Raw genomic sequence first — 16,643 nt, 5'->3', positions numbered from 1 at the left:
ATGGGAATCGCCAGGACGTCGTACGTCTGCCTGCCCTGCCGTGCCTCCTGGAAGCAGGCCTTCCCGCGGCGGGGGGACGAGGGGCGGGTGGGGGTCTGTCCGCGCTGCGCGGGGCCGCTGATCCACGCCGGCTCGGTGTTCGCCGCTCCCGCGCGGCGTGACGAGGAGGGGTGGCGGGTGGTGGGCGTCCTGCTGAACGCCGGGGTCGACTTCCGCTCGACCTGCTGCTGCGGGTGCGGCCCGGGCTACCCTCCGCGGACCCTCCGTGAGGTGCGGGAACGGCTCGCCCACGCGCGGCGGACCGGATCGCACGGGCCCGCCGCGCGACCCCGTGCCTGACGCTCAGCCCGCCGGCAACGACCGGGACCAGGCCACCTCGCGCGCCAGTTGCCCCGTGGCGGTGAAGAGACGGACCTGGTGGGTCCCGGCCAGGGCGGAGGCCAGGGCGTCCCGGTCGGCGGGGGCGAAGCCCAGCTTCTGCCAGAACGGACCGGAACGCCGGCTGAACAGCCACGCGTGCTCGGCACCCTCCTCCCTCGCACGGGCGAGGGCGAAACGGGCCAGCGCGGTGCCGTAGCCCGCGCGTCGGGCCGCCGGGCTCACCGCCACGCTGCGGATCAGGGCGTGCCGCCCGTCCGCGCTCACTTCGTAGCCGGTGCTCCCGGTGACCGCCCCGTCGGGGCCACGGTCGATCCAGAGCCGTACCGAGGGGGCGTCCAGGCCGCTGAGCGTGAGGTCGACCTCGCCGAGGAAGGCGGTCAGGGCGGGGACGTGCTCGCCCGTGACCCGTGTCGGCGCGCCCGCCGGAACAGAGAAGGCGGAAGGGGCGGCGGTGGCGTGACGAGCCGTGGACATGGCACGCATCCTTCCACGCGGCCCGTCGGCGACGCCGTCCGGGTCCGGCCGACGCTGTTCCGTCCGGTCGGCCCGCGCCGCTAGGCTGCGGCTCCGCCGTGCTTCCGCACGCCCGGTTGCCGACCGGAAGGAACCGCCCCCATGCCCTTTCTCGCCACACCGCCGGTGGCTGCCGCGGCGGCCCGGGCGATGCAGGTCGCGGTCCGTCTCGCCGACCGCTACGGCCGGCGCGGGCCGGGCGCGGTCGCCGCCCGCCGCTTCCCCGAACACCCGCGTAACGCCTCCGTGGTGACGGTGCCGACGACGGTCGCCCCGGCCCGGGTGGCGGTGTACCGCCCGCCGGGGGAGCAGGACACCGCCCCGCCGGTCCACGTCAACTTCCACGGCGGTGGCTTCGTCCTCCCGCTGACCGCGATGGACGACGCGTTCTGCCGGTTCCTCGCCGCCGAGGCGGGGGTGGTCGTGGTGAACGTGGACTACGTCCTCGCACCGCAGCACCCGTTCCCGGCCCCCGTCCACCAGGCCTACGAGGTGGTGTGCCGGGTCGCCGAGCGCGGCGCCGAACACGGCTGGGACGGTGGCCGGCTCACCGTCGGGGGACACAGCGCCGGAGGCAGCCTCGCCGCGGCCGCGTCCCGGCTGGCGTTCGAGAAGGGCGGTCCGGAGATCGCGCTGCAGGTGCTGCACTACCCCGGGCTGGACCTCGCGACCGGCCCGCGCGCCAAATCGGCCGCCGTCCCACGGCCCGCGCTGAGACCCTGGCAGTGCGACGTCTTCAACGGCTCCTACACGCCCGACCCCCGCCTGCGCACCGACCGCCTCGCCTCCCCGGCGCACCCCGCCGACACCGCCGACCTCCGCGGCATCGCCCCCGCCGTGATCGTGACCGCCGAGCACGACCTGCTGCGCGACGAGGCCGTCCGGTACGCGGAACGGCTGCGGTCGGTCGACGCGCTGGTCGAGCATCACGACGTGCCGGGCGTCGACCACGGCTACGACGTGCGCGACGAGGCGCTGGCCCGCGAGGTGTACGGGCTGATGGCGAGCCGCGTCCGGGAGGCGGTGAAGGGCTGACGGCCGACCTCCGCCGAAGCCCGCCACCGCAGCCGGGCGGGGAAGGGGCCCCGCTTCTCGCGCGGCGCCCTTCCGTGGGGCTCCACCGCGGCAGCCCTCCGCGTGCTCCTGCGCGGCACCCTTCCAGGGCTCCGCCGCGAAGCCCTCTGCAAGGCATTCTCCGCGGCACCCCTCCGCACGGCTCCGCCGCGGCACCCCTCCGCAGGGATCCTGCGCGGCAGCGCACCCCTCCGTGGGCTCCGCCGCGGCGGCCCCTCCGCAGCGCAGCTTCCGCGGTGCCCCTCCGTGTCGTCCCTCCGGGGGCCCGTCAGTCCTCCCGGAGGTCCTTGACCCGCTTCAGCTTGCCGACGGAGCGCTCCAGGGTGTCCGGGTCGACCACCCGCACCTCGACGCTCACCCCCACCCCGTCCTTGACCCCTCGGACCACCTCACGGGCCGCCTCCTCCCGCCGCTGCGCCCCCGTGTCCGGCCGCGCCTCCACCAGGACCGTCATGTGGTCCATCCGGCCCCGCCGGGTCAGCTCCACCTGGAAGTGCGGGGCCAGACCGGGGACGCGCAGGACGACCTCCTCGATCTGCGTGGGGAAGACGTTCACCCCGCGCAGGATGATCATGTCGTCGCAGCGCCCGGTGATCCTCTCGATGCGGCGGAACGCCGGCCGCGCGGTGCCGGGGAGGAGCCGGGTGAGGTCGCGGGTGCGGTAACGGACCACCGGCAGCGCCTCCTTGGTGAGGCTGGTGAACACCAGCTCGCCCTCGGCGCCGTCCGGCAGCACCTCGCCGGTGACCGGGTCGACGACCTCCGGGAGGAAGTGGTCCTCCCAGACGTGCAGGCCGTCCTTGGTCTCCACGCACTCCTGCGCCACGCCCGGCCCCATCACCTCGGAGAGGCCGTAGATGTCCACCGCGTGCAGCCCCGCCCGCTCCTCGATCTCGCGCCGCATCTCCTCCGTCCAGGGCTCGGCGCCGAAGATGCCGACCCGCAGCGAGGTGGTGCGCGGGTCGACGCCCTGACGCTCGAACTCGTCGAGCAGGGTGAGCATGTAGGAGGGCGTGACCATGATGATCTCGGGGCGGAAGTCCTGGATGATCTGCACCTGGCGCGCCGTCATGCCGCCGGACGCCGGGATGACCGTGCACCCGGCGCGCTCGGCGCCGTAGTGGGCGCCGAGGCCGCCGGTGAAGAGGCCGTAGCCGTAGCTGACGTGCACCTTGTGGCCAGGCCTGCCGCCGGCGGCGCGGATCGAGCGGGCCACCAGGTCGGACCAGACCGACAGGTCGTTCTCGGTGTACCCGACCACCGTGGGACGGCCGGTGGTGCCGCTGGACGCGTGCACCCGGCGGACCTCGGGCATCGGCACGGCGAACATGCCGAAGGGGTAGGTGTCCCGCAGGTCGCTCTTGGTGGTGAACGGGAACCGGCTCAGGTCCTCCAGGGAGCGGCAGTCCTCCGGGCGTATGCCGGCCTCGTCGAACCTGAGCCGGTACAACGCGACGTTGTCGTAGGCGTGCCGCAGCGAGGCGCGGAGCCGCTCGAGCTGGAGCGCCCGCAGCTCCTCGCGGGTCAGGCGCTCGGCGTCGTCCAGCAGGTCCGCCGGGGGTGCCTCGCCCGGGCGGGCGGGGCGGGTCTGCGGAACGGACACGTCAGCGGTCATCGCGACTCCTCGGGTGCTGGAGGCGGCCGGCTCCGCCGCCGACCGCGCGGCTGCGGCCGCGGAACTCCGCGACCACCTCGTCCCCGCGCCGGACCGTGACGTCGTAGAGGCCGCTGCGGCCGAAGGAGACCCGCTCCCGGCCGGTGGCCACCAGGACGTCGTCCTCGTGGGCGGGGGCGACGAAATCGATGTCGGCGCCCGCGGCCACGGTCACCGGACCGCGGCTGTCGCAGGCGCAGGCGAAGGCGGTGTCGGCGAGGAGGAACAGGTGGCCTCCGTGGGCCGTGCCGTGGCCGTTGACCATCGCGCGGGTCACCCGCATCCGGCACACGGCCGTCCCCGGGCCGTGCTCCAGCGGCTCGATGCCGAGCCGGGCCGACGCCTCGTCCGCCGCGAACATGGTCTCCGCCGGACCGGGGGAGCCCTGAGCAGCCCGCGTCACCGATACCACCACCCTGTGTTACCGACCGAACATTCGGTTTTCGTGCGCAGGATCAGTAATTCAGCCAGGCCACAGGGCTGTCAAGGGGTGTGGACAGGCCGGTGGGCAGGGGTCGGCCAGGGCGCGGAGAGGGTGCGGAGACGGCGCTGAGCGGCTGAGGAGGGGCGTGGTCCGGGCTGCGCACGCGGGCGTCCGGGCCCCGCGCGTTCGGTCTGGGCGGCGTCGGGTCAAGTGTCCGGAATTGCGCGGACGATCATGAAGAAGCGTTGCTGCGCGAGGGCTTGACGCCTGGTCGGGCCGCTCGTACGGTCGCGACGCGCGGCGGTTGCAAGGGCTTGCAGCAAGCTCCGTCCGGTTCTTGCACCGCGCGTTGTCCCACCGTGCCCCCGGATTCCCCCCGCAGTTTCCCCTCTCCCCTTCGTGGAGGACGCATGGCCAGAAAGAGCATGGCCGCGGCTCTCGCCCTCGTGGCGGGCGTCGCGACGGCCGTCGTGGCGACACCGACCCCGGCGCAGGCCGCCCCGCCCGGCGACAAGGATGTGACCGCCGTCCTGTTCGAGTGGAAGTTCGCCTCGGTCGCGAAGGCGTGCACCGACCGGCTCGGCCCCGCCGGCTACGGATACGTCCAGGTCTCGCCCCCGCAGGAGCACATACAGGGCTCGCAGTGGTGGACCTCCTACCAGCCCGTCAGCTACCGGATCGCCGGGCGCCTCGGCGACCGCACCGCGTTCAAGAACATGATCGACACCTGCCACGCGGCGGGCGTGAAGGTCGTGGTCGACACGGTGATCAACCACATGTCGGCCGGCTCCGGCACCGGCACCGGCGGCTCCTCCTACACCAAGTACAACTACCCGGGCATCTACTCGGCCCCCGACTTCGACAACTGCACCTCGCAGATCAACAACTACGGGGACCGGGGCAACGTCCAGAACTGCGAACTGGTCGGCCTGGCCGACCTGGACACCGGTGAGGACTACGTCCGCGGGCGCATCGCCGCGTACATGAACGACCTCCTCTCGCTCGGCGCCGACGGCTTCCGGGTGGACGCCGCCAAGCACATGCCCGCGGCCGACCTCGCGAACATCAAGTCCCGGCTGACCAACCCGAACGCCTACTGGAAGCACGAGGTGATCCACGGCGCCGGTGAGGCCGTCCAGCCCGACGAGTACCTCAACACCGGTGACGTGCAGGAGTTCCGCTACGCGCGGGACCTCAAGCGGGTCTTCACCAACGAGAACCTGGCCTACCTGAAGAACTTCGGTGAGAGCTGGGGCCACCTGAGCTCCGCCAAGGCCGGCGTCTTCGTCGACAACCACGACACCGAGCGCAACGGCGACACGCTCAACTACAAGAGCGGCTCCACCTACACCCTCGCCAACGTCTTCATGCTGGCCTGGCCCTACGGCTCCCCGGACGTCCACTCCGGCTACGAGTTCACCGACCACGACGCCGGTCCCCCCAACGGGGGCCAGGTGAACGCCTGTTACAGCGACGGGTGGAAGTGCCAGCACGACTGGCGGGAGATCTCCTCCATGGTCGCCTGGCGCAACACCGCCCGCGGACAGGCGGTGACGAACTGGTGGGACGACGGCGGCGACCGGATCGCCTTCGGCCGCGGCAGCAAGGCCTATGTGGCGATCAACCACACCACCACCTCGTTCTCGCGGACGTTCCAGACCTCGCTGCCCGCCGGCGACTACTGCGACGTGCAGTCCGGGCGGAACGTCACCGTGAACTCGGCCGGCCAGTTCACCGCCACCCTCGGCGCCGGCACCGCGGTGGCCCTGCACGCCGGGGCCCGCACCTGCGCCGGCAGCGGGCAGCCGCAGCCGCAGCCGGGCGGCGGCGCCTCGTTCCAGGTGAACGCCACCACGGTCCCCGGCGAGAACATCCACGTCGCCGGCGACTGCGCCCAGCTGGGCGGCTGGGACACGGCCAAGGCACCCAAGCTGGACCCGGCCGCCTACCCGGTCTGGAGCCTGGACGTCACCCTGCCCGCGGGGACGACCTGCGCCTACAAGTATGTGCGCAAGAACGCGTCCGGGTCCGTCACCTGGGAGTCCGGGAGCAACCGCACCCTCACCGTGCCGGCCACCGGCAGGGTCACGCTGAACGACACCTGGCGCGCCTGACCGGTGAACGGACGAGGGCGGCCGGGGTGCGGAACCACGCACCCCGGCCGCCCTGTCGTGAGCCCGTCCCGGGTCAGGACACGACGTCCTTGCGGGCGAACCCGCGGAACGCCAGGGCGAAGAGGACCAGCGCGTAGGCGACCGAGACCGACATGCCCTGCAGCATCCCGTCGTAGACCGGCTGCGGCTGGATGGCGTCCGCCCAGGCGAACTGCCAGTGGGCGGGCAGGAACTCGCGCCAGGTGCCGAGCGCCTCCACCTGGTCCAGCACACTGCCCAGGATGGTCAGGCCGACCGCGCCGCCCACCGCGCCCAGCGGCGCGTCGGTACGGGTGGAGAGCCAGAACGCCAGCGCGGCGGTGACCAGTTGGGACACGAACAGGTAGCCGACGATCACCGCGAGCCGCCACAGCGCGTCGGTCACCGGCAGCGACCCCCCGGTGGGAATGCGCAGCGGGCCCCAGCCGTAGGCGACCGAGCCGACGGCCAGCGCCACCAGCGGCAGCCAGACCATCGCGGCCAGGCTCATCGTCAGTCCGACGGCCAGCTTGGACCACAGCAGCCGCATCCGGGGCACCGGGGCCGCCAGCAGGTAGCGCAGCGAGGACCAGTTGGCCTCGGAGGCCACGGTGTCGCCGCAGAACAGCGCCACCGGCACAACCAGCAGCAGACTCGCCGAGACGAACAGGCACGTCGCGGCGAAGTTGGCCCCGGACGCCGTCGCCGTGTCCATCAGGTTGATCCGGCGGCCCGGACCTTCCTCGTCGTCGCCGATGGCGAAGGCCACCGCCATCACCACCGGGAGCAGCGTCAGCACGGCTCCCACGGCAAGGGTCCGGCCGCGCTTGAGCTGCCGGACGAACTCGACGCGCAGCGGCAGGGTCCGGCCCGGCCGGTAGCCGTCGGCGGTCGCGTTCCGCGCCGGGGCGGCCGCGGGCTCGGTGAGCGTGCTCATGCGGAGCCTCCGATCAGGGTGAGGAACGCGTCTTCCAGGCGTCGGTGCGGGCCCACCGACTCCACCGGCACGTCCAGCCGCACCAGTTCGGAGACCAGACGGCTGGTGCCGCCGCCCGCCTTCAGCCGGATCAGCAGGCCGTCGTCGGTGACCACCGCGGTGTCCACCTCGGGGAGCGCGGCGATCTTCTCGGCCAGCGGCGCGGCCACCGGCTCGGTGGTCCCCACCAGCAGGGTGTCGCCGCTGCCGACGATCTCCGCCACCGGACCGGCCTGCACCAGCCGGCCCTGGTCCATCACCACCAGATGCGTGCAGGTCTGCTCCACCTCGGAGAGCAGGTGGCTGGAGACGATCACGGTGCGGCCGCCGGCCGCGTACCGGATCATCACCTCACGCATCTCGCGGATCTGCGGCGGGTCGAGCCCGTTGGTGGGCTCGTCGAGGATCATCAGGTCCGGCAGACCGAGCATCGCCTGGGCGATGGCCAGGCGCTGGCGCATGCCCTGGGAGTAGGTGCGCACCGCGCGTTCCAGCGCGTCGCCCAGCCCCGCGATCTCCAGTGCCTCGTCCAGGTGGGCGTCCTCGGCCGGACGGCCGGTGGCCCGCCAGTACAGCTCCAGGTTCTCCCGGCCGGACAGGTGCGGGAGGAAGCCCGCGCCCTCGACGAAGGCGCCGACCCGGGAGAGCACCGGCGCGCCGGGCCGGATCGCGTGGCCGAAGACCCTGATCTCGCCCTCGTCCGGCCGGATCAGGCCCATCAGCATCCGCAGGGTGGTGGTCTTGCCCGCGCCGTTCGGGCCGAGCAGGCCGAGGACCTGGCCCCGCTCCACCCGGAAGGAGAGGTCCTTCACCGCGTAGCGGTCGCTGGATCCGGCGTACCGCTTGCTCAGCCCGCCGATCTCCAGCGGCACCTCCGCGAGCTCCGCCGACGGCGGAGGCGTCGCGGCCCGGCGGCGTGCGGTGACGATCAGCGCGAGCGCGATCACCAGACCGGCCAGCGGCAGCCACCAGACGCGGGCGGGCAGCGGGGTGGCCGCCGTCCGCACGTCCTCGGCGGTCGGCACCATCAGGTCGCCGCGCAGGGACACCGTGTACGTCGCCGGGGCGGCGGGGGAGGCGTAGGCCAGGTCGGTGGAGGCCAGGACCAGCCGCAGCCGGTGCCCGGAGCGGACCTCGTGGTCGATGACCGGCAGCGCGAGCCGCGCGTCCTGGCCGGCCGGCACCCGTACCGGCGTGACCAGCTGCGACGGCAGGACCTGCTGACGGCCGTCCGGGCCGATGTCGTAGACCTTGGCGAAGAGCACCGCCTCCTCGGCGGTCGACTCCACGCGGACGGTCGCCGTCGGGGACCCGGTGATCCGGACGTCCTCGGTCAGCGGCTTCGACTCGAACGCCGCGAACTGCCCGGGCAGGTCCAGGGAGACGCCGACGCCCAGCGAGGAGAGCTGGGACATGCCGCCGCCGGCCGCGGCGCCGATGCCCGGCAGGGAGGAGACGGCGGGCGGCGCGGCACCCGCGGGGTTCTCCACCCGCTGCTCCTTCCCGGCGAGCGGGACCCGCAGCGGGTCGCCGTTCAGGCCGGGGTACTCCTCGGAGGTGGCCCCGGCGAGCTGGGCGTCGCCGTCCCGCGAGTCCACGCCGCCGGTGCGGGTGACACGGAAGGCGGGACCGGTGTCGGTGCCTTCCTCGCCCTTGAGGTAGCGGTCGAACCAGGCGCCGGTGCGGGCCAGCACCCGGTCGCCCTCGGAGTCGCCGCCGTCATGGCCGCCGGCGATCCAGTCGATCGCCACCGGGGCGCCGTTGGCGCGGATGGCGCGGGCCGCCGCGTCGGCGTGGTCCAGGGGGAACAGCGAGTCGCTCTGGCCCTGCAGCAGCAGAGTGGGCGCCTTGATGCGGTCGCCGACGGCCACCGGGCTGCGCCCGGCCAGCAGCTCCATCGCCTCGACGTCCGGCTTGCCGGACTGGGCGACCCGCTCGTACATCCGGCACAGCTCCTCCTCGAAACGGGAGCAGCCGCCGCCGGAGTTGATGAACATCCCGGCCCAGAGCTTCTTGAAGACCCCGTTGGGGAAGAGCGCGTCCGACAGGTTCCAGTAGGTGATCGCCGGGGCGAGCGCGTCGATCCGGCCGTCGTGCCCGGCCGCCAGCAGGGCGATGGCCCCGCCGTAGGAGGCGCCGGCGGCTCCCAGCCGCGGGTCGCCCTTCTTGTCCAACCGCACCTCGGGGCGGGTGGCCAGCCAGTCGATCAGCCGGGAGACGTCGGCGACCTCGGCCTTCGGGTCGTTGATGCCGATCTTCCCGGTGGACCGCCCGAAGCCGCGGGCCGACCAGGTCAGCACCGCGTACCCGTCCCGGGCGAGTACCTCCGCCTGCTCGCGGACCTCCCTCTTGTCGTTGCCGAAACCGTGGCCGAGCAGGACGGCCGGGCGGCGCTCGTCGGACGGGCCGGAGGTGAAGTACGAGGTGTCGATCCGCACCCCACCGTCCATCGTCATCATCTGTTCGGTGTGCCGGACCGGGGGCGCCTCGTCCCCGGAGGCCGCAGCCGTCCAGGTGCCGGCGCCCGCCAGGACGACGGCGGCCGCGGCCGCCGCGAGCACACGGTTCCGTGGCCACCTGGGCAATCGAAGATCCATGCGCCCACGATACGGGGGGCCTTCCGGCGCCCGGCCCGGCCCCGGTCCCCGGGCTCCCGCACCGCACTCCTTACGGAACGGTCTGGGCGTGAAGGCGCCCGATGCCCGTAATAAAAGCGGCGGTCCGGCGGACCGGAAGCCTGCCGGAGGCCACGGCGGACGCCTTCCGCGCCCGGCCGCCGCCGGCGGATCCCGACCGCCCGGATACCCTCCACCCCTTCCTCACAAACCCCGCGATCCCTGCCCGGAAACTGGCGTGCCCGCGTCTTATGGCGGCCCGACTACCGGCGGTAACCTCCTGCCCCCGTACCCGTCGGGAGGAGCTGCCGTGACCCGGCACACCCCAAGCACCGCCCCGAGCAGACGCCTCGCCCGCAGAGGCGCCGGACTGGTGACCGGCGCCCTGCTCTGCGCCCTGCTGACCCCCGTCCTGCCGGCCGCCGCCGCACCGGAGGCCCCTGCCGCCCCCTCCGCCACCGCCTCGTCGACGGCCGCCGTGGTCCCCGACCACTGCGGCGACGGCTGCTCGGACATCCTGCCGCCCGGCGCGGACGGTACCGCGACCCTCGCCGAGATTCTGCTCGACCAGACCACCGGACTCATCCCCGCGCACAGCGGGGACCAGCTCGGCCCCTACGCGGATCTGGCCACCGGCTACCCGGAGCTGACCGCCTCCACCATCGACGACTTCTTCAACGACGCCTCCTTCGGCGTCCCCGCCGACCAGGTGGCCTCCACCAAGCGGCCCGCCGGACGCACCGACGTGACCATCGTCCGCGACAAGGCCACCGGCGTGCCCCACATCACCGGAACCACCCGCTACGGCACCGAGTTCGGCGCCGGGTACGCCGCCGCCGAGGACCGGCTGTGGCTGATGGACGTTTTCCGCCACGTCGGCCGCGGACAGCTCACCTCCTTCGCGGGCGGCGCCCCGGGCAACCAGGCCCTGGAGCAGGAGTTCTGGCGGTCCGCCCCCTACACCGAGGCCGAACTCCAGGCCCAGATCGACCGGGTGGCCGCCGAGAACGGCGAACGCGGCCGGCAGGCCCTGGCGGACGCCCAGGCCTACCTGGACGGCATCAACGCCTACATCGCGGCCGCCGACCGGGGCCGCTACTTCCCCGGCGAGTACGTGCTCACCGGACACAAGGACCCCCTCCTCAACCTCGGGAAGATCGAGCGCTTCCAGCTGACCGACCTGGTCGCGCTGGCCTCCGTGATCGGCGCGCTCTTCGGCTCCGGCGGCGGGGGCGAGGTGGAGAACGCCCTCTCGCTGCTCGCCGCCCAGTCCCGTTACGGCGTCGAGGAGGGCACCCGGGTGTGGGAGTCCTTCCGCCAACGCGACGACCCCGAGGCCGCGGTGACCGTCCGCGGCGCCCGCTTCCCGTACGCCGGCCGCCCCGCCGACCCGCGGGGCGCGGCCCTGCCCGATGCGGGGTCGGTGACCCGCGAGCCGCTGGTGCACGACCGCACCGGCAGCGCCGCCACCACCGCCGCCGAGGCCGTCACCGAGGCGGCCGCCGAGGCCGCCGTCGGCTCGGCCCGGCGCGGCATGTCCAACGCCCTGGTCGTCAGCGGCGAACACACCGCGAGCGGCCACCCCGTCGCCGTCTTCGGCCCGCAGACCGGCTACTTCGCCCCGCAGCTCCTGCTCCTCCAGGAGATCCAGGGGCCCGGCATCAGCGCCCGCGGCGCCTCGTTCGCCGGACTGTCGATGTACGTCCAGCTCGGCCGCGGCCAGGACTACGCCTGGTCCGCAACCACCTCGGCGCAGGACATCATCGACACCTACGCCGTGGAACTGTGCCAGGACGACCACCACTACCTGTACCGCGGCGAGTGCGTGGCCATGGAGAAGGTGGAGCACACCAACTCCTGGAAGCCCACCGTCGCCGACTCCACCCCGCGCGGCTCCTACACCATGCGCGCCTGGCTGACCAGGTACGGGCCGGTGGAGTACCGCGCCACCGTCGGCGGCAAGAAGGTCGCCTACACCAGCCTGCGCTCCTCCTACCGGCACGAGGTCGACTCGATCGTCGGCTTCCAGATGCTCAACGACCCCGGCCACGTCACCGGCCCGGAGACCTTCCAGGAGGCGACGCGCCACATCAACTTCACCTTCAACTGGTTCTACGCCGACTCCGAACGCACCGCCTACTACAACAGCGGTGACAACCCGGTCCGCGCCGCGGGCGTCGATCCGGACTTCCCGGCCTGGGCCGACCCCCGTTACGAGTGGCGGAACTGGGACCCGGCCGACAACCGGGCCGACTACACGCCGCCCGCCCAGCACCCGCAGTCGCTCGACCAGGACTACTACATCTCCTGGAACAACAAGCTCGCCCACGGCTACTCCGTCGCCTCCTGGGGCAGCGGCTCCGTGCACCGCGGGGACCTGCTCGACGACCGCGTCGCCGCCCTCGTCGAGGACGGGAACGTCACCCGGGCGTCGCTGACCCGCGCCATGGCGGAGGCGGGGCTGGCGGACCTGCGCGCCGAGCAGGTGCTTCCCCGGCTTCTGAGGGTGCTGCGGAGCGGCCCGGTGGACGACCCCGCGGTCGCCGACGCCGTCGACCGGCTCTCCGCCTGGGTCCAGGACGGCGCCCTGCGCACGGAGACCTCGCGCGGCTCGAAGCGGTACGCGCACGCGGACGCCGTCCGGATCCTCGACGCGTGGTGGCCGCTGCTGGTGAAGGCCCAGTTCTCGCCCGGCCTGGGCGAGGAGCTGTACGGCGCCTTCACGGCCAACCTGCCCGTCGACGAACCGCCGGGCGCCTCGCACGGTCCCACCGGCGGGCACGCGGGCAGCGCCTTCCAGTACGGCTGGTGGAGCCACGTCGACAAGGACCTCCGCGCCGTACTGGGGGAGGAGGTGCGCGGAGGCCTGGCCCGCCCGTACTGCGGCGCGGGCGACCTGGCCGACTGCCGGGAGGTACTGGCCCGCACCCTGAAGGAGGCGGCCGGCCGCACCGCCGCCCAGGTCTACCCCGGCGACGAGCACTGCGAGGCGGGGGACCAGTGGTGCGCCGACGCCGTCATCCACCGGGCGCTGGGGGGCATCACCCACGCCCCGATCAGCTGGCAGAACCGCCCGACCTACCAGCAGGTCGTCGAGTTCCGCTCACACCGCTAGCACGACCGCCCGGCACGACCGCCGGGCGTACGGCGACGGCGGACCGCTCCGGTCCGCCGTCGCCCGTCCGGCCCGGCCGTACCGGCGGGGAGCGAGGTGTTCAGGCGTTCAGGACTGGTACGGCTGCTGCGGCTGTCCCTGGACCGGGTGGCCCGCTCCGCCCGCCGCGCCGGCCTGCAGCTGCTCGGCCTCCGCGGCGGTGAGCCGCCGCTGCATGCCGCAGAAGGTGCACTGCGACGAGTACTTCACCGAGACGGGGAACAGCGGCACGAAGAACAGCGTGAACTTCGTGACCTGCTTGCGCAGCGCGTGCGCGGAGGGGTTGCCGCAGTTCCCGCACACCAGCGTCAGCATGGCCAGCTGGTACAGGTAGCCCTTGGTACCGAAGATGATCATATTCTGGTCCTTCCCCCTGGCAGCGTGCGCTCACAGTACTCGCACCGGTGGAACGTGTCCCCCGAGCTGCCGGGTTCCCGTCCGGCGGTCCCTCGCGTACATCTCCCGGGTCACCGGAGGACCGGGGTCCATGCACGCGAGCCCCTGCCCCTGGCCCCCCGCCGTGGGCGAGGGTAGGGGCCATGACATCGATCAGGACCAGCCGCACCGCCTACGACGTCGTCGTGGTCGGCGGCGGCCACAACGGTCTCGCCGCGGCCGCCTACCTCGCCCGCGCCGGCCTCTCCGTCGTCGTGCTGGAACGCCTGGACCGCACCGGCGGCGCCGCGGTCTCCGCGCAGGCCTTCCCGGGGCGGACCACCCGCCTCTCCCGCTACTCGTACCTGGTCTCCCTGATGCCGGACCGCATCGTGGAGGACCTGGGGCTGGACCTCCGGCTGGCCTCCCGTTCCACCGCCTCCTACACCCCCGTCCTGCGGGACGGCGTGCCCAGCGGACTGCTCGTGGAGCGCCCCGAGGGCCCGGCGACACGGGAGAGCTTCCGCCGGCTGACCGGATCGGACGCCGAGTACCGGGCCTGGAGCGACTTCTACGCCGGGGTGGGCGAGCTCGCCGAGGTCCTGGCGCCCACCCTCACCGAACCGCTGCCCCGGGAGGGCGCGCTGCGGGCCCGGGTCGACGCCGCCGTCTGGGAGGAGATCGTGCGGCGGCCGCTGGGCGAGGCGCTGGAGCGGCGGTTCACCGACGGGACGGTCCGCGGCGTGGTCGCCACCGACGCCCTGATCGGCACCTTCGCCGCCCTGCACGACCCCCGGCTGATCCAGAACCGCTGTCTCCTCTACCACCTGATCGGCAACGGGACGGGAGAGTGGCGGGTCCCGGTCGGCGGAATGGGCGCGGTGACCGACGCCCTGGCCGCCTCAGCCCTGCGTGCGGGCGCCGAGCTGGTGACGGGGGCCGAGGTCACCGCCGTCCGCCCCGGACCGGAGGGTGCCGAGGTCGCCGTGGCTGACGGGCCCGTGCTCCATGCCCGGTTCGTGCTCTCCAACGCCGCGCCCTGGGTGCTCGACGGCCTGCTCGGAGCGGACCGCGACCCGGCCGCCAAACCGGTGGGCGCCCAACTGAAGATCAACTTCCTGCTCGACCGGCTGCCCCGCCTGAAGTCCGGCGCCGACCCCCAGGTCGCCTTCGCCGGCACCCTCCACCTGGACGAGGACTACGCGGACCTGGAGACCGCCCACGCCGAGGCCGCCGCCGGCCGCATCCCGGGCCGGCTCCCCGGCGAGGTGTACTGTCACTCCCTCACCGACCCCTCCGTCCTCGGCGACGTCCCGGACGGCACCCACACCCTCACCTACTTCGGCCTCCACCTCCCCGCCACGCTCTTCGACGACCCCGCCACCCGTGACGCGCGCAAGGCGGAGGCGGTCCGCCGGGCCGTCGCCTCCCTGGACCGGCACCTGGTCGACCCGATCGACACGGTGGTGGCCCGCGACGGCGACGGGCGGCCCTGCGTCGAGGCCAAGATCCCGCAGGACGTCGAGGCGGACGTGGCGATGCCCGGCGGTCACATCTTCCACGGCGACCTGGCCTGGCCCTGGGCCCCCGACGACGCGGACCTCGGCACCCCCGCGGCGCGCTGGGGCGTGGCCACCCGTCACCCGTCGGTGCTGCTCTGCGGCTCCGGAGCGGTCCGCGGCGGCGCGGTCTCCGCGCTCGGCGGGCACAACGCGGCGATGGCGGTCCTCGAACAGCTCTGACGCGCCGCGCACACGGTCCCGGCCGGGGGTCGGTCCCCATCGGCCTCCGGCCGCGGCGGGGCCGTTCCTCCTGACACTGTTGGGCCGTTTTTCATGAGCACGTCATCAAAATCGGGCAGGGTGTCACCTGCGCGAGACGCGCACCATCCAGCGTCTCAAGTCCCCCCGCCCACAGACGTGTTAGGGAGAACGCCTTGTCCGGACGGAACGCCTCCCCGGCCAGACCCCGCACCCGCCGCACCGCTCGCGCGCTCACCACCACCGGCGGCGCCCTCGCCCTGCTGCTCACCCTCGCGGGGCCCGCGCAGGCGGCCCCGCCCGCCGCGCTGCCGGCCAACGCCACCGCGCTCGAGCGGCAGTTCCAGCCCGCGCTCGACTACGACAAGGACGGCTGCTACCCCACTCCCGCCATCGGCCCGGACGGCTCGCTCAACGGCGGACTGAACCCCACCGGCGCCCTCAACGGCGACTGCCGCGACTCCTTCGACCTGGGCAACACCAACGCCTACTCCCGCGCCACCTGCAACAACGGCTGGTGCGCCGTGCTCTACGGCCTCTACTTCGAGAAGGACCAGGCCCTCGCCGGCACCAGCATCGGAGGCCACCGGCACGACTGGGAGCACATCGTGGTCTGGGTCGAGCAGGCCACCAACACCGCCCGCCACGTGGCCACCTCGAACCACGGGTCCTTCACGGTGCACAGCCGCGACCGCATCCCGTGGGAGGGCACCCACCCGAAGGTCGTCTACCACAAGGACGGCGTGAGCACCCACTGCTTCCGCGCCGCCTCGGCGGGGGACGAGCCGCCGGAGAACCACCGGGGGACCTGGCAGTACCCGCCGCTGGTCGGCTGGGGCGGCTACCCGGCGGGGCTGCGCGACAGGCTCTCCCAGGCCAACTGGGGCAGCGCCAACTTCGGCCTGAAGGACAGCAGTTACCTCTCGCACCTGGAGAAGGCGAAGCCGGCCGGGATCCCGTTCGTGCCCTCCCTGTGACGCGGCGGGTGCGGCGCCGGGGAGCAGGGCCGCGGCGGCGTCGCTCCGCCACCGAGGGGTGACGGTACGACACGTGCGCGCACCCGCTTGCAGGGGCGACACGCCACCGAGGTGGTGTGTCGCCCTCCGGTCGGCACACCGGGCGGGCGCACAACAGCCCATGGCCTTACGTTCCGGGCATGAGATCACTTCTGAGATCGCCGTCCTCGCGCGGAGGCGCCCGCCGCCGCGTCGGATGGGCGCACCGGGCGTCGCGGGCATGGTGGCCGCCGGCCCGGGACTGCCGGGCCGGTCGAACGGCGCGGAGGTCGACGCACCGCCCGCCGACCTGACCCTGCCCGTGCAGCGCGGACCGGGGCTGCGGATCGAGAAGACCGCCGACGACACCCGCGCCTACCGGGTCGGCGAAAAGGTCGAGTACCGGTACACGGTGAGCAACACCGGGCCGGTGGAGATCACCGCGCTCGCCGTCGACGACGACCGCGTCACGGACGTCGCCCGCGCCGCGGAAACCCTCGCCCCGGAGGGCGAGGACGGCGACACCACCGAGTGCACCGGCCGCTACACGGTGACCGAGGCCGACGCCGACGACGGGCATGTTTGACGAA

At 73.6% G+C, this 16,643-nt stretch carries 13 protein-coding genes; 7 read left to right on the top strand and 6 right to left on the bottom strand.

From position 1 onward, the window contains the following. Entirely contained in the window at positions 1-339 is a 339-nt protein-coding gene (locus tag ACWD3O_RS13170) for a deoxyxylulose-5-phosphate synthase (RefSeq protein WP_451415911.1), read from the top strand. 3 nt (positions 340-342) lie between these two features. Here the strand turns inward: ACWD3O_RS13170 and ACWD3O_RS13165 are convergent, their stop codons facing one another. Further along, entirely contained in the window at positions 343-855 is a 513-nt protein-coding gene (locus tag ACWD3O_RS13165) for a GNAT family N-acetyltransferase (RefSeq protein ID WP_451415910.1), read from the bottom strand. A gap of 141 nt (positions 856-996) precedes the next feature. Here ACWD3O_RS13165 and ACWD3O_RS13160 point away from each other — a divergent pair, with 141 nt between their 5' ends. Next, entirely contained in the window at positions 997-1,929 is a 933-nt protein-coding gene (locus ACWD3O_RS13160) for an alpha/beta hydrolase fold domain-containing protein (protein ID WP_451415909.1), read from the top strand. A gap of 307 nt (positions 1,930-2,236) precedes the next feature. Here the strand turns inward: ACWD3O_RS13160 and paaK are convergent, their stop codons facing one another. Further along, positions 2,237-3,583 (bottom strand): phenylacetate--CoA ligase PaaK, encoded by a 1,347-nt coding sequence (gene paaK, locus ACWD3O_RS13155; protein WP_451415908.1) that lies wholly within the window; start codon positions 3,581-3,583, stop codon positions 2,237-2,239. After that, entirely contained in the window at positions 3,573-3,983 is a 411-nt protein-coding gene (gene paaI, locus ACWD3O_RS13150; RefSeq protein WP_451416015.1) for a hydroxyphenylacetyl-CoA thioesterase PaaI, read from the bottom strand. The genes paaK and paaI overlap by 11 nt, the downstream gene beginning before the upstream one ends. A 473-nt stretch (positions 3,984-4,456) precedes the next feature. On the opposite strand from paaI, the gene ACWD3O_RS13145 reads away from it, so the two are divergent. Then, a complete protein-coding gene (locus ACWD3O_RS13145) occupies positions 4,457-6,160 on the top strand; it encodes a carbohydrate-binding module family 20 domain-containing protein (RefSeq protein WP_451415907.1) in 1,704 nt (567 codons plus the stop codon). A gap of 73 nt (positions 6,161-6,233) precedes the next feature. Here ACWD3O_RS13145 and ACWD3O_RS13140 read toward each other — a convergent pair whose 3' ends face one another. Both ACWD3O_RS13140 and ACWD3O_RS13135 read right to left on the bottom strand, forming a co-directional pair. Further along, on the bottom strand, positions 6,234-7,115 hold the full coding sequence (locus ACWD3O_RS13140) for an ABC transporter permease (RefSeq protein WP_451415906.1): 882 nt from the start codon (positions 7,113-7,115) through the stop codon (positions 6,234-6,236). After that, positions 7,112-9,751, bottom strand: a complete 2,640-nt coding sequence (locus ACWD3O_RS13135) for an alpha/beta fold hydrolase (protein WP_451415905.1) — start codon at positions 9,749-9,751, stop codon at positions 7,112-7,114. Before ACWD3O_RS13135 ends, ACWD3O_RS13140 begins: the two co-directional genes overlap by 4 nt. 328 nt (positions 9,752-10,079) lie before the next feature. Between ACWD3O_RS13135 and ACWD3O_RS13130 the strand changes: the two genes are divergently transcribed. After that, positions 10,080-12,884, top strand: coding sequence for a penicillin acylase family protein (locus ACWD3O_RS13130; protein ID WP_451415904.1), 2,805 nt, complete (start codon positions 10,080-10,082; stop codon positions 12,882-12,884). A gap of 108 nt (positions 12,885-12,992) precedes the next feature. Here the strand turns inward: ACWD3O_RS13130 and ACWD3O_RS13125 are convergent, their stop codons facing one another. Then, positions 12,993-13,280 carry a zinc-ribbon domain-containing protein gene (locus ACWD3O_RS13125; RefSeq protein ID WP_451413081.1) on the bottom strand — a complete coding sequence of 96 codons (288 nt, stop codon included), beginning with the start codon at positions 13,278-13,280 and terminating at the stop codon, positions 12,993-12,995. 182 nt (positions 13,281-13,462) lie between these two features. On the opposite strand from ACWD3O_RS13125, the gene ACWD3O_RS13120 reads away from it, so the two are divergent. The 3 genes from ACWD3O_RS13120 (at position 13,463) to ACWD3O_RS13110 (ending at position 16,639) form a co-directional block, all read left to right on the top strand. After that, positions 13,463-15,040, top strand: a complete 1,578-nt coding sequence (locus ACWD3O_RS13120) for a phytoene desaturase family protein (RefSeq protein WP_451415903.1) — start codon at positions 13,463-13,465, stop codon at positions 15,038-15,040. Between the two features lie 194 nt (positions 15,041-15,234). After that, positions 15,235-16,035 (top strand): NPP1 family protein, encoded by an 801-nt coding sequence (locus ACWD3O_RS13115; RefSeq protein ID WP_451415902.1) that lies wholly within the window; start codon positions 15,235-15,237, stop codon positions 16,033-16,035. 235 nt (positions 16,036-16,270) lie between these two features. Then, the gene (locus ACWD3O_RS13110) at positions 16,271-16,639 is read left to right on the top strand and encodes a DUF7507 domain-containing protein (RefSeq protein WP_451415901.1); all 369 of its coding nucleotides are present in this window, start codon (positions 16,271-16,273) and stop codon (positions 16,637-16,639) included. Positions 16,640-16,643 lie beyond the last annotated feature (4 nt).

The sequence above is a fragment of the Streptomyces sp. NPDC002640 genome (assembly GCF_053592575.1).
This window is presented reverse-complemented; position numbering and strand designations above follow the sequence as displayed.